The organism is Paenibacillus taiwanensis DSM 18679, assembly GCF_000425125.1.
GTDB classification, from domain to species: Bacteria; Bacillota; Bacilli; order Paenibacillales; family Paenibacillaceae; genus Paenibacillus_B; species Paenibacillus_B taiwanensis.
This window is the reverse complement of record NZ_KE384306.1, coordinates 1,047,121-1,061,326: the sequence shown is the minus strand read 5'-3', so window position 1 is coordinate 1,061,326 and position 14,206 is coordinate 1,047,121. Positions and strand designations below refer to the sequence as shown.

General features: G+C 43.6%; 12 protein-coding genes and 1 pseudogene. 3 read left to right on the top strand and 10 right to left on the bottom strand.

The window, feature by feature from the left end; all coding sequences use genetic code 11:
- Nucleotides 1-93: 93 nt before the first annotated feature.
- Entirely contained in the window at nt 94-861 is a 768-nt protein-coding gene (locus H509_RS0113540; RefSeq protein ID WP_051287079.1) for a GNAT family N-acetyltransferase, read from the bottom strand.
- 178 nt (nt 862-1,039) lie between these two features.
- Between H509_RS0113540 and H509_RS0113535 the strand changes: the two genes are divergently transcribed.
- The 3 genes from H509_RS0113535 (at nt 1,040) to H509_RS0113525 (ending at nt 3,527) form a co-directional block, all read left to right on the top strand.
- The gene (locus H509_RS0113535) at nt 1,040-1,501 is read left to right on the top strand and encodes a hypothetical protein (protein ID WP_028545559.1); all 462 of its coding nucleotides are present in this window, start codon (nt 1,040-1,042) and stop codon (nt 1,499-1,501) included.
- Between the two features lie 48 nt (nt 1,502-1,549).
- A complete protein-coding gene (locus H509_RS0113530; RefSeq protein ID WP_028545558.1) occupies nt 1,550-2,935 on the top strand; it encodes an SMI1/KNR4 family protein in 1,386 nt (461 codons plus the stop codon).
- Nucleotides 2,936-3,173: 238 nt separating this feature from the next.
- Nucleotides 3,174-3,527: a hypothetical protein gene (locus H509_RS0113525; protein ID WP_028545557.1), complete on the top strand. Its 354-nt coding sequence runs from the start codon at nt 3,174-3,176 to the stop codon at nt 3,525-3,527.
- 115 nt (nt 3,528-3,642) lie between these two features.
- Here the strand turns inward: H509_RS0113525 and H509_RS0113520 are convergent, their stop codons facing one another.
- The 9 genes and pseudogenes from H509_RS0113520 to H509_RS0113480 form a co-directional block, all read right to left on the bottom strand.
- Nucleotides 3,643-4,254 carry a CatB-related O-acetyltransferase gene (locus tag H509_RS0113520; protein WP_157277721.1) on the bottom strand — a complete coding sequence of 204 codons (612 nt, stop codon included), beginning with the start codon at nt 4,252-4,254 and terminating at the stop codon, nt 3,643-3,645.
- Nucleotides 4,255-4,586: 332 nt separating this feature from the next.
- A complete protein-coding gene (locus H509_RS0113515; RefSeq protein WP_028545555.1) occupies nt 4,587-5,648 on the bottom strand; it encodes a suppressor of fused domain protein in 1,062 nt (353 codons plus the stop codon).
- 66 nt (nt 5,649-5,714) lie between these two features.
- Nucleotides 5,715-5,825 (bottom strand): annotated as a pseudogene (locus H509_RS27230) (YfzA family protein); the annotation flags it as partial.
- A gap of 55 nt (nt 5,826-5,880) precedes the next feature.
- Entirely contained in the window at nt 5,881-6,507 is a 627-nt protein-coding gene (locus H509_RS0113505) for an ABC-2 transporter permease (RefSeq protein ID WP_028545554.1), read from the bottom strand.
- A complete protein-coding gene (locus tag H509_RS0113500; protein WP_028545553.1) occupies nt 6,500-7,369 on the bottom strand; it encodes an ABC transporter ATP-binding protein in 870 nt (289 codons plus the stop codon). Before H509_RS0113500 ends, H509_RS0113505 begins: the two co-directional genes overlap by 8 nt.
- A 2-nt stretch (nt 7,370-7,371) precedes the next feature.
- Entirely contained in the window at nt 7,372-7,746 is a 375-nt protein-coding gene (locus tag H509_RS0113495; protein ID WP_028545552.1) for a GntR family transcriptional regulator, read from the bottom strand.
- 236 nt (nt 7,747-7,982) lie between these two features.
- Nucleotides 7,983-9,449: a TolC family protein gene (locus H509_RS0113490; RefSeq protein WP_028545551.1), complete on the bottom strand. Its 1,467-nt coding sequence runs from the start codon at nt 9,447-9,449 to the stop codon at nt 7,983-7,985.
- Nucleotides 9,450-9,517: 68 nt separating this feature from the next.
- Nucleotides 9,518-12,649, bottom strand: a complete 3,132-nt coding sequence (locus H509_RS0113485) for an efflux RND transporter permease subunit (protein WP_028545550.1) — start codon at nt 12,647-12,649, stop codon at nt 9,518-9,520.
- Nucleotides 12,646-14,016 (bottom strand): efflux RND transporter periplasmic adaptor subunit, encoded by a 1,371-nt coding sequence (locus H509_RS0113480; RefSeq protein ID WP_028545549.1) that lies wholly within the window; start codon nt 14,014-14,016, stop codon nt 12,646-12,648. The genes H509_RS0113485 and H509_RS0113480 overlap by 4 nt, the downstream gene beginning before the upstream one ends.
- Between the last annotated feature and the right edge of the window lie 190 nt (nt 14,017-14,206).

The window sequence follows — 14,206 nt, the reverse complement described above, 5'->3', positions numbered from 1 at the left end:
ATACAAATGCAACCGCATTATGATGCGATTGCATGGGCGTAAAGCACATCTATGTTTGGATAAATATAAGAGAACGTGATGCGAGTCCAACCATTAGTTCGTCGATACGGGTGAAATGACTTCCCACTTTCCGAATAACGTTAAGCCTGCTGCTTTGGCTAGTGACGTAGATGCATAGTTATCAAGTTGGCACCGGTACTGGGGAACATATCCTTGTTTATACGCATACCTGCTTATGGAACGCACCACATTGCGGGCATGTCCTTTCCCTCGATGTGCTGCAAGTGTTAATACACCAATATCTGCAAATTTTGATTGTTCCCAAGGATACATGCTAGCGGCGCAAACCAAATGCTGCTGGTCAAATGAGCCAAACACCGCCCAGTGATCCAATTCCACGTAGGCATCATCCAAATCTTGTTCTGAAGCAGCACTTTGGAATGCAGAAAATACCGCGTCATCTTGTGCTGTCAGTTGGCGTAAATCAGCCTCCACGATCTCCTGCTCTAGGATGCGCTTATCTTCCTCTGTAAAGTAAAATAAATAATCTGCACCATGCAGCATAATTCCCGCTTCACTCAATTTTTTTCGAAAAATAGCAGCCGTCAGTTCTGGTTGTGGAGTAAGTTCAGCTTTAGCTGCCATTGCTGGCGTCAAAACTGCCTTCACTTTTCCGTCAACAGTTTCCAGTACGACAACACGACGGTCTTCACTTAAATCTGGATCGATCGCAATCGTAAATAAGTCATCTGCATATAAAATGCGGCTGCTCTGAAAGGAACTCTGCCAAAAATCAGTGATGACATGCGAAAATATACTTTCATTTCTTAATTGCATAGCGTGCGTAGGTTGATTAGTCATATGTTTCACTACCTTCTTTATATTTTTTCCTTTAGTCGTCCTTGTCCTTACAGTTTATGTTATATAATAGGGTAGCTAAATGGCAATATGCTACTATGAATACTTACTCTCTTCTTCATATACATCAACATTTATTAATGTTACTATTTCTATACATCCTATCTACTTGGAGGAAATGATGACGTTTTTGCTATTAATGGCGGGTGCTGTTCTCAATGTGCTGCAAGTTGTATTTGTAGGCGGCATCGTTTTTATCGGTTTTGTCTTTTCTTTAATTGGATGGTCACCAGCCAAGCCCAACAAAGCCAGGTTTACACTCGACATGATCAAGTTTATACTTACAGTCCTTTTTACATTGCTCACTTTAATTGTGTACATGGTCCTTATATACAGAAACGTACGAGTCAGCGGCACATTGGCCTTTACGCCTCCAGTTTCCCATGAGGTTTACCTGATGCATGCCAAAAGTTTGGTGCTTGGGGGAGTTGTGCAGGGGGCCTTCGCACTGTTTGCATTTACATGGATGCTGCCGATGATGCTTGGTGAACTGCCATTAGATAAAAAGCACAAACGAATCGTTGCGGGCGGCGCCCTATTAACGATCGCAGGCGGTGGTTCGGCATGGCTACCGTCGATTTAAATCAACGTACGCTTTATAATTTTTAATATAATGATAACGGGGGTCGCTATGAATTCCTTACGAATTGAACAATTAGACCAATGGCATGAAGAAGACAACCATCAACAAATTATCGATGCGCTGTTAGAAGTTCCTGATGCAGAACGGGACTACGACACGTGTAATCGTCTAGGTCGAGCCTTTAACAACTTGGGACGATATGAAGAAGGACTTCATCAATTTGAACAAGTTGCGGCGTCTGGCCAGAACGATCCGTTGTGGCACTATCGGGTAGGCTATGCTTTATATCATTTGAAGCGGTTTGAGGATGCGGTTCACGCTTTACGCAGAGCTGATCAACTCCAGCCTGATGATCCGCATACGGAATCCTTGTTATCTTGGAGTTTGCAAAAAGCAGAGAAGCAGCAAAAACAACAGCGGCGTCTGGCTGCCAAGCGAGCAGCAGCCTTGGACACGCAAGGAACGACAGCAACTCAGCTTCCATTTGCGGACATGTCACTCGCTGATTTTTGGGATAACAGTGAATATGCAAGAAACGCCTATCAATCCGCACCGCCAACGGATGAGCAAATTGCATCGATTGAAGAGGAGCTTGGCTACAAGCTGCCCCACTCTTATATTACATTGATGAAGATGCAAAATGGAGGGGTTCCAAACAAGAGCTGCTTTCCAACGGAGGAAGCGACATCATGGGCTGAGGACCATATTGCTATTAGTGGTATTATGGGCATTGGACGTGAGAAAAGCTATTCGCTCGGCGGTGATTTAGGCAGCACCTTTATGATTGAGGAATGGGGATATCCGGACATTGGTGTTGTGATCTGTGATTGTCCGTCAGCAGGTCATGATGTGGTCATGCTGGACTACCGCGCATGCGGAAAAGATGGCGAGCCTGAAGTCATTCATGTGGACCAAGAAGACGATTATGAGATCACTTTTCTGGCCGACAATTTTGAGGCTTTTATTAAGGGTCTAGTGAGTGAAGAAGAGTATGATACCGCTGAAGAGGATAAGCAAGCCGCGCTTGAGAAAGTCGCCCACGGCAAATTCTCCCCTTTGCTAGAGGAACTGTGTGCAGCCGTGACAGAAGTAGAGGCGATTGAACAGCAAATCCGTCGCATTTGTACACAAATTGTTGAGGATAAAGGCCATTTTTCCTTCCATGCCGATGAATTATCGTACCTCATGTACGATGTGCAGTTTTGGTTATATGTAAAATCATACCCCGATACTAGTCGTGAGCAATACTTGGCCAATTATGAAAACATAATTGCCTTTGGTGGACAATTCAGTCTCGGCGGTTACGCGCCATCCTTTATTACAGATTGGCTGGATCGTCGTTTGCGGGAAGGACGGATTGTAAATCAAAAAGGACGCCTTCTGTTTACGGATTTATTTGCATCACAAGTGGTTCAGCAGTTGCAATCAGCCTGAAAGAGCTGATCCGATCTCGATCATACCTACTGGACAGCAAGAAGAGCTTGCCTACCCTGCAAGCTCTTCTTTTTTTGGATAAACTCGTTGCACATATTTGAAATGTATTCTATCTTTTATTCAGAATAGATAGGCATAAACGCTTTGTTTTGATACAATAGTTAAAATATAACTATAAACTGACCTCTACGCTCTTTTTCTCTACTGACACTCTTCAACTAGAAGGGAGGTGAATTAAATGAAAAAGGTAGTATTGATCTTATTATTAGCCTTCTTCTCTTTCTCGACTAACGCATTTGCTGCCTATACTGCAACCTCACATGATTTGACAGTTAGCCAATTTGCTCAGCATAAATTAAGTGTTGGCTTATGGAGTTCTACAGATGAAACCGTTGAGCTATCGCTTTATTCCAAAGGACCCTCCGGTCAACTTCATAAAGTGTTCTCGACTACCGTGAATATCGGGCCCACCTCTCCGAGTCCTGTTGAATATTCAGTAGGCTATCTTAGTCCAGGAACTTATGTCCTGAAAGGACAATTCCAAGGATCTTATGGTAGTCTAGGGCCTGTTAGTTTACATCAAGTATATTAATAAATAACATAGGCAAAATGCGGCCAAGCGTATTATTTTAATGTTTGGCCGCATTTTCATTCCTTCATAAAGGAGATCACACTATATTATTACTCGATGTTACTCCAGCATCCATTTACATTGCGCCACTCGATTTAGCATATTGAATAAATTGATCCATCTGATTAGATAGTAACAGCGGCAGCGCTGAGAAAATACGATGGAGCGGCCAATTCCACCAAGCGATTGCTTCAAGCTCCTCTATTTGTTCATCGGAAAAGCGATAACGTATAATCCGCGCTGGATTACCTCCAACAATAGCATAGGGGGGTACATCTTTTGTAACAAGACTACGAGCAGATACAACTGCTCCGTTGCCAATGGTCACCCCAGACAAAATATAACTATCAATGCCAAGCCACACATCATGACCAATGATTACGTTACCTTTCGTTTTGGGGTGTCCTAAATAGGCTTGGGCTTGCGGAAATATCGGATTAAAGGGATACGTGGACACCCAATCCACATTGTGCTCACCACCGAGCATAATCGTTACACGTGATGCTATTGAACAAAATTTGCCGATGGTTAGACTAGCATCTTCGCCCCAAGAAAGTACATCTGGCTCTCCATAAGTAAAGTCACCGATGGAATACGCAGCATAACGGACGTCTTGATTCATAAATATGCCGAGTCTGGCAGCTTTATAGACGGCGGTTTTAAATTCATCCTCATTCATCTCCGACATTCTTTCCAACGCTCACCTTCTCCTCTCGTTTCGTATCGCCAGACGATTCTTATCGAGTTATTATTACGTTCGCATATAATGAAGTCCCACTCCAAAGTATTGAACTGTATAATTCCGGAGATGAAGTTGTTATGAATGCCCCCTTAACAATTAGGGATCATTTTGCACGTACACGCTCTCTTTTGTAAATGTCAGTAACGATATGCGATCCACTACTTTATAATATTTATGCTGCTCCCTCTATTAGAACTCCCATTAAAAGGCCGGCTTTGTCGTTAGCGCCTTCCTAACCACGGACACCAACTTGCAATCATCAACCAGTTACCTGCATGTTAACCTATCGTGGATACGATAACACCATCCTGGTCTTTAATGTACGTTTTTACAACTTGGATCGTTAATCCGTTGAAAGCGGAAAGCTTGAGCGTGCCTTCCTGCGGCTGCATCATTTGTGAAAGTTCGGTAGCATCTGCCGTATGTAATGTTAACCGCACCTCGTTTTCTCCACACTCATAACGGGTTTCCTCTCCTGGAGCTAGTATGACCCGCAAATGCTCACTAGAAAGTGTTAGTTCCTTCCCTTTCAGCAGGCGGCCACGGATGAGCTTGGCAACAGTAGCCGCCTGCTTAGCTCCTAAAGTGAGCACTGCAGGTGTGTTGCTAAGCAAACGATTTGTAGCAGGCTCCCATAATAATTGATCTACAAATAAAAATCCGGTATTGGAGCCGTCACGTTCGATACCACCTTGCACAGCTTCAGCAATAGCTGGAACTTGCAGCATGGAATCCCTCGACAAGTTCGTAATATAACCTGGCAGCATCTCCTGACAGGCTTCCAACATTTTTAGCGTATTCCATGTTTTAATCGCTTCCAGTTCATCCTCTGTCATACCTATCATTTGGACAAACTCCACTCGTCCGTTTGGCGTCTTTATGGCCGGAAGCTCCGCATCTTCCATAAAGACAAGCGCAGTCAGCTTCGTATTCGATTCCAAGCAGATAGGACCGTTAGCATCCAAATAATCACCAGGCACGAGCACATTTCCGCTACTAAATACATATCTCGCCATATTTTGAAGTAAGTTCAGCGCCCAAGTTGGCGGCTCCTCCTCATGCTCCTCACGAATGAGCCGGAACGTAAGTTCGAATCCAAAGCCGCTGTAATCCGTATTTTCAGATTCTTTTTCGTATAGCTCCGAAAATCCGTAGGTAACGAAGTGCCAGTGCGGAAACGGCTGCTCTGCCTTGTACACACTAATGCCGTCCAATGGATCATTTCCACCCAGTGCATATGAAATCAATGTACCGTAATGCTTAGGCTCCTGTGCTCCATAAATGTGAACCATTTGCTCTTCGATTGCATCCCATCCTGAAGTAACAACTTCCTCGCTCATTTGTTTTCCCTCCATCTCACTCATCACAATACCCTTAACCATATACGCAGCCCATTCATAATAGATTCATTTTCTCGAAAAGATGTCCTTTATAGCACCTATTAGAGCAGACGGAAGTAAAGTAACAGCAAAAAATGCGGTAAAAAAATTAAATATCGGTATTTTGTATGGGGTAAACTTTCCCCATCTCCCCCTTTCCCTATATTTTATGACCATACAACCGTTAAGCCTCTTATAAGTCCTTTCTAGTAAACAAAGCTACAGCTAAGAAGTAGGAAGCTATGAACAACAGCAAAGTACCTATTAAAATCCAATATATCGTCAGGTCACTTTGCGGGCCACTCTCGTGTAACATATTCATAAAAATAGCTGTAGGCTGTGCCAATGCAATGAGCAGAATAAAAAATACACCATTAATGATAGAGGCCCCCTTTTTGCTAAATGCATAAAATAGCGGCAAGTATACGGAGGTTAGAACAAAAATGATGCCGACCGGACCTAATATGTCATGGATCGAATAATTAGGTTTGTTTAGCTCTGGGAAATATTGATTAACGAGCACATGAATGGCGTAAGAAGCAAGAACTCCCCCTACCGCATAAATAATAGCTAACAAGTATTTGGCTTGCACAATCTGCTTGCGTTTAATCGGCAGCGTAATAAGAAAATTATGATTATGGTGTTTAATATCAATCATAGTACCAAGCGTTATCGTCGCGAAAGCGGTATAGATGCCGACAAGATGAATAGATGATGACATCTTTGGAATAAACGCGGCGCTAAAAACAACTAGATACAAAAGACTCATCCAAAATGAGCTTTTTAAAGCGATAAAGTCTTTACGGACTAAGTTAAGCATACACACGGCCCCCTTTAGCACTGAAATACATAATGTCTTCTAACGATGGTTTGTCCAAAACGGCATAACTGCCAAATAAACGTTCAGCATCCTGTCGATTATCTACTAACCCCTCAAAGCCAACAGCCGTTTCACGAAGCCCGACAAATTTATGCCGAATATCCGCATCCAGCAGTTGTAAATCCCCTTTTACAATCGTATATCGCTCAAGCACTTCATCTTTTGCTTCATTAAATACAAGTTTACCTCGATTAATAAATGCTATGTAATCTGCAATCCGGTCCAAGTCTGTAGTGATATGAGTTGAAAAAATAATCGAGTTTCGCTCATCCTGCATCATGTCCGCAAGCAGATCGAGCATTTCCCTACGGAACACAGGATCTAGTCCAGAGGTTGGCTCATCCATAATAAGCAGCTCAGCCTCATGTGATAACGCCACAGCCAGAGCAAACTTCACCTTCATCCCCTTCGATAATTGTTCAATCTTTTTCCGAGGTGACAATTCGAACTGTTCAAGATACCGATTAAACTTCTGTTCATTCCATTTCTTGTAGAACGGCGCAATCAGCTTCTTCATTTCACGAATCGTAAGATGCTCATAATAAAAGCAATCATCCGATACGATACCGATCCGCTGCTTAATGTCTATTTCTTGTACAGGCATTTGGCAGCCCAAAATCTTTACAGTGCCAAAGTCAGGTCGGACCATCCCCAATATCATTTTGATCAAGGTGCTTTTCCCAACACCATTCGGACCAATTAGGCCCGTAATATAGCCTTGTTTGACATCTAGCGATACGTTATCTACTGTAAATTGAGCATATTTTTTAGTCACGTTTCGTAATTCAATTGCATTTGTCATAATTATTCCTCCTCGAACAATAACGTCAAATAACGGATGACGTCTTGTTGACTCATACTTAATTCCTTACTTTCTTGTATGATTTCAATCATTTTCTCCTCTAATCGTTTCATACGCTGTTCCCGAATGAAATCTGTGTTTGCCCCTGACACATAACTCCCTTTACCTACAACAGAGTCGATCAGCTTCTCCTTTTCCAACTCCTCATAGGCACGTTTTGTTGTAATGACGCTAACTTGTAAATCTTTGGCCAGCTGTCTAATAGAAGGGAGGCTATCACCAGCACGCAATTCCCCACTCAAGATGCTCTGTCTGATCTGATTCATAATTTGCATATATATGGGATCGCTTGAAGCGTTGGATATAATAATGTTCATGTTTCACCTCACCTTCATCCACAAAGTAATTACCGTATATATATAATATATACACTAATAACTTACTCGTCAACACATCTCTATTGTGTTGCAGTTATAGTTATGCTCTGCATTATCGCGAGCAGCGGAAGACGATCGCTTTTATTAGATTAGAAATAACACAAAAAACCGCTAGTTTCTGCGGTTTTTTGTGTCATGCTCGCGCTGCGTGTACGAACGAACTAGTCGCACAGCCTCTACTCCATCTTCGACGTAGCAGCAATGTCACTTGCAAAAATATACCCTTTTTCCATCGCCCCCACCTTGCTCATCAGCATTACATATTGTAATTGCAGTAATTTGAGCTTCGCTTCAGCCTGCTGTCGTTGAAAGCTAGCTTGATTCAGTTCATAAGACGGCACGCTGCCTAATTGAAAGCGGCGCTGCACGACGGTATAGTTGGCAGCAGCCTCGTTTACCTCAGCTTGTGCTGCTTTGTACAGTTGATACGTATGATCAGTTTCACTATAAGTCGCATCAATCAGTTTGATTAACTGCACTTGAGCCTGCTTTGTCTGTGCAACTGTAAGCGCAACATTAGCTGCTAAATAACTATGTCCATGTGGATTAGATGATTTGGTGTTGGCCTGTTCCCACCAAGCTTGCTTTAACTCATTCCACTTCCGCTTCATTTCGTGTGATCGTGTAACGATTTCCTCCGTTTGTTTACGAGGGGGCAATCTGACTTCAACTGGCTCCACATCTGCCAGCACCATTGACGGATCGTAACGTAACCCCAAATCAAAACAAAGCTGTAGCAATGCAAGACGATAGTTCATGTTCTGAACCTCAACCTCGGTCGTCTGCTGAGAAATTTTAAATTGCAGTCCCCGCATATGATCTGCTGCCGCTACTCCTTGATCTTGCAGTGCCCTTAATCGGTTATATTCTTTATGAAGAAGCTGTAGCGCTTCTTCATGCAGCTTTTTTTGCTCACGCAAAGCTAACAATTGGACATATTGACTCGTTATGTTTAATTTGATCCCTTCCTTGGCCTCGTCCAGATCAAGCTCCGTGTTCCATCTGTCACGCTCCAACTGCTTTACAGTAAGCTCCAGCTCATTGCGCTGCGCTTGCAGCATATCGTTCATTCCATATACAATTTCGGTAACACTACTCATCAGTCCATTTACGACTGTGTTAGTCTCTACTGTTGGACCGAGCCACAGCAGTTGCTCCCAAGTGGCGTCAGGCGGAATTTGATAAGCGGGATGATTCACTATTTTTTCGGGTGTATCAGGCAATCGATAAGTATCCATTGGCCAACGGGTGATCATTCGGTCAGCCTGCATTTTAAGATCAGACCGCTTGGATTCTAATGCAAAAAACTTAAGATGCAGCAATGTCAAATTAAATGAATCCGATACAGCTCGCGACTGTACATCAGCCAAAGTTAAACGTGAAATTTCAACCAAAGGCCGTGCAGCTACAAACGAGGCAGGTAATTTTTTGCCTGTAGTTGCTTGATCCCCGGCTGACATAACAGGCTGATCCGGCACGTGATCTGCTGCCGTAGTGCTTGTCGTTAATGGACTTCCCAGCATCGTTTCCCGCTTGACTTCGTTAGCGCCCATTAATGTGGCACTGCTGTTAGCCGACACGGTTGCAGCCGAGTTCGCAAGCAAGATAAGCATTACTGACGTTATCACTATTTTTTGCTTCATATCGTTTTTCCTCCCATAACAGACTAATTAGGTTTCGCGGGTTCTCGTTCGACAAACCCGTTAACCCACTAAACGGATAAATGCGAGCTTTCCGCTTGCTTCATTGAAGTGTTATTTTGTTTTTCATGCCGCTGCTGCTGCCGCTTTAATTTGTAACGTGCGATAACCAGATATAAAGATGGAACAACAAACAGCGTTAATATAGTTGAGAACAGTAGACCGAAAATGATTGTGTTAGCCATTGGGCGAAACAAAATATCCCCAATAAGCGCAATCGGAATCATGCCAACAATGGCCGTCAAAGAAGTAAGCAAAATTGGTCGAAAACGAGCCGCTGTTGCCTGCACAATCGCATCCTCCAGTCCTGCCCCAGCATGTCGCGCATCTTCAATGAACTCGATCAAAACGATGCCGTTTCGTACGACGATTCCTGACAGAGATATAATGCCCATCATACTCATAAAACCAATTGGCATACCGGTAATATAAATACCGATAATTCCACCTGCTGCCGCCAAATAAACGGTAGTCATAATAATTAGAGGAATAGACACAGAATAAAATTGAATCGTTATTAACATCAAAATAAGAAAAATGACAAACACAGACAGCATACCTAAATCCGTAAAAATTTTGTCCTGTTCCGATGTTTCGCCACCAATAGCCCAGCTATAGCCTTCCGGAAAAGAGATGTTATTCATTTTCGTCGTAATTTCTGCCATAATTTCAGTGGCCGTCCGTCCTTTTGCATCCGCGTCCACCGTAATCGTTCGTGCCAAATTGTAGTGCTTTATTTGCTGAACGGAGAAGGCCGGCATAAGTACCGCTACTTGTGATAACGGTATTTGCTTTCCTGCTGCATTAGTTACATTCAAACGATGGAAAAGCTCGGACGGATCAGATACACCTTTATCCAAAAATAAGCGAATACTGATCAGATTTTTACCTGTATTGTATTGACTTGTCGTCATCCCGTCACTTGCAAGCAGCAAGGCTCGAGTCAGATTTGTATAGGACACCATGTATTGATCCATAGCCTGTTTGTTTATTTCCAGCTCTAAACCGTATTGTTCAATTCCCATGTCATCTTTCACGTTGTAGGCTCCACTCGTGTTCACAATCGTCGTTTTTACCTGTTGTGCGAGTGCTTGCAATTGCTCCATACCCTCGCCTGATATCCGAATAGAAATCGGCTTTCCAACTGCAATACCTAACGATGGAGTTTTGACCGTGATGGAGGCACCAGGATAATCTTGTTTGAACTTCATATCCCATTCTCGCAGGGTGGCAGAGAGATTTGCGTTTTCTTTTTTTAATCTCACCATAACGTTGCCACTTGTTGACGAATACTGTCCGGTAGGATCGGCATCCAGATCATAAAATAATAGTGGAGCACTGCCACCCGCACTGTATGAAAATACGTCTACCTCCTGCTGTTTGCCTATCCAAGCCGCCACTTGATTCACCATACGATCGGTTTCTTGCAGCGAAGTTCCTGCTGGCATCGCGACATGAATAGCAAGCTCTGGACGTTCTGATTTTGGAAACAGTTCGACCGGAACAAATAAAGCCAAAAAATAAGCCGCTGTTCCGATCAGCAAGCCTGACAAACCAACGAGAATCGGACGTTTTATAACTTTGCTCATAAGATTGCCCGCATAAAAGCGGCCCATTGCCTCAATTTGCTTGCTTAATAGGCCCGATTTGGAACGGATCGAAATTGTCTGATCTTTCCTCCGCTTTTCATACCATTCACGAAATATCGGGATAATCGTTAAAGACATCAACATTGATGCTAGCATCGTTAAGGAGATGACAATCGGGATAGGCTTTATAAATGCACCGATGTCCCCCTTCAAAAAAATTAAAGGTGCAAATGCAGATATCGTTGCCAGCGTAGCTGTAAGTATCGAAATCGCTACCTCTTTTGTTCCTTTTACCGCAGCTATGTGTGGTTCTTCCCTCAATTCGGTCAACCTTCGTTCAATATTGTCATTCACAACGACGGCATCATCGACCAATATGCCGAGTACGATAATGAGACCAATGACCGACATTTCATTTAGCGTCACTTGCATGGACGGCAATAAAATGAGACCGATCGCAATAGATATCGGAATAGCCAATGCCACAAAGGAAGCCGTCAGCAAGCTCATGCCGAGCATGCAGATGACAATGACCGCAGCAATCGCGATCAAAGTTTCCTTCGTCAGACTAGTGAAAATTTCATCTACCCGATCCTTTTGCGCAAATAACGTCATAAATTGAGCTTGTGACGGAAGACTTTTCTTTAGCTGCTCCAGCTTTTCCTGAACCAGCTTATTCATCGTTGGCACGTCGCTGCCTGTTTCGGCACCGATTCCAATTGTGACAACCGGTTTGCCGTTATAATAAGCAAAGTATTCCGACTTCGCATGAGTAAATTCCACTGTTGCAATATCCTTTAAATAAACGGGTGCATCATTTTGAGATCTGGTCACTAGCAAATGGTTTAAAATTTGAAGCTGCTCGACATCTTTAACGATCAACTGATAGCTCCTTTTATTAAAAGTAACACCTCCTGTGGGAACACGCTCTTTTTCCCCTTCCACCGCCACCAGTACTTGCTCCCAGTTAATTTGATATTGCTGTAGTTTATGACTGTCGATACGAATATGAATTTCCTGCTTTGGAATACCTTTGAGGTCAACTTTGGCAACACCTGGTATTGCCCGCAGCTGATCGCGCCAGCTTGTCATTAGCTCATTAAGCTTATACAGATCATTTTTGCTCTCTGTGGTAATCGCATATGAACCGATAAAAGAGCTAGCCAGATCATCATTGACTACTGGAACCTTTACGCCTTCAGGCAGTTCCTCCCTTACATCCTGCACATTTTTACGTACTTTGTCCCACACTTCTTTTGTATTTGCCTCATCTTTTGCTTTTAAAATAATAGAAGAGTAACCCTCTGCTGAGACAGATACGATTTCCTTAATCCCTTGAATTTCCTTTACTTTCTGTTCCACAACTTTTGTAACGGTCTGTTCTATTTTCTGAGCGGAAGCACCGGGGTAAATGGTAGTAACAGTCGCATATTTAATGACAATATCCGGCATCTCTTGCTGTGGAAGCCCGACAAAGCTTAGTGCGCCTACGATCATCGCCATTATAAAAAACAACAGCGTTATTTTTCGTTTTTTCACAACATATTCGATCATTGGGCCACTCCTTTAACAGCCTGAACCCGATCCCCATCAAATAACAGTTCGGCACCCTTTGTTACGATCTGATCGCCTGTTTGCAGACCGCCACTTATTTCAAACTGATTGTTTGTTGTATGTTCGCCTAACTGCACAATCGTTTTAGCTGCTACCCCTTTTTTTACTTTGTACACAAAAGGTTTATCTCCCTCGCGGATAACCGCTTCCACCGGAACAAGAATGACATCTCGCCCCGTTTGATTTAACCCTGCCTTTACGACTTGTCCAGGGGACCAGCCAAGCTTTGTATTGTTTAGGACAACCTCCCCATTAATCGTGCCGGTTGCTGCATTTGTAGTGGGATAAATTTTGTTAACAATTCCTTTGGTTGTCTCACCATATAGACTGACATCAACCACCGTGCCAGGTTTCCACTGCTTAACTTCACGATCTGGTAATGGCAGAAGCACTTTAAGTTCGTTTACGTTGCCTAATGTGTACACGGATTGACCCTCCGCAGCCAGTTCTCCATTTTGAATGGACTTCGTTAATACAACCCCTTCAACACGTGAAAAAAGCGTCGTTTTGGATAAGGCTAGCTCAGCTTGCCGTTTCGTCGCAAGTGCAGCCTGATACGCAGCAGCAGCTTGCTTCTTGGCAGCAAGGCTTGCCAGCTTTCCTGCGTTTGCTTCGTCCAACATACTCGATGCAGCACCAATTTGCTCTTTTGTTGCACCGGCTTGCATTTCTGAAAGAGCTGATGTGGCGTCTTTGACCGCATTTTGAGCGTTTGTCAGTGCTAATTGAGCACTCTCATTGTCACTTTGGGACACTAATCCTTGTTCAAATAAACGTTGTGAGCGTTCTGCGTCTATTTGAGCTTTCTCGCAGGCAGCCTGTGCTACTGTTACTGCATTTTGTAATCTCTCCCGCTGTTGTGCTCGTGCGCCCTTTTTTATTTCCACTAAATTGGCTTCGGCACGCTTCACTTGTGCTGTGGAAACATGGATAGCAGCTTCAGCGCTGTCGAGCGCCGCCTTCGCCTGCGCAGCACCTTGAATCGCCTGGTCCAGTTGAAGACGATACTGATACGTGTCCAACTTAGCCAAAATCCCCCCTATTTTTATGACGTCACCGATTTGAACCTTTGTCTCCACGATGCGCCCTGGAACTTCAAATGCTGCTGTCATTTGGCTTACTGGCTCCAAGGTGCCTGATAGCGTATAATTTGTCGTTAGCGGCTGCTTGCTGACTGTGCTGACACCTACAATTCTTCCTTGTGAGGTTTGCTTTTGGGCGGTGTCCTGTGGATTTGCACTGGTGCAGGCGACCACTGCTATGCTGCACAGTATACAGAGCATTGCTGCTATTTTCTGTCTACGCACGATTCCATCTCTCCTCTATTTGTTCTAATGATGTCACATTCAGCTTCACTCGGGGACAAGCCGAAGTAAGCAGGAAGACTCGATCCTTTATCCTATTACTGATCGTAAAAGGTACGGCCTGCTAGGAGGACTGAATGATTGATGTGTTCATATTAGTCCCTAGGTCAGACCTAGAGTCAAGCGAAGTGTT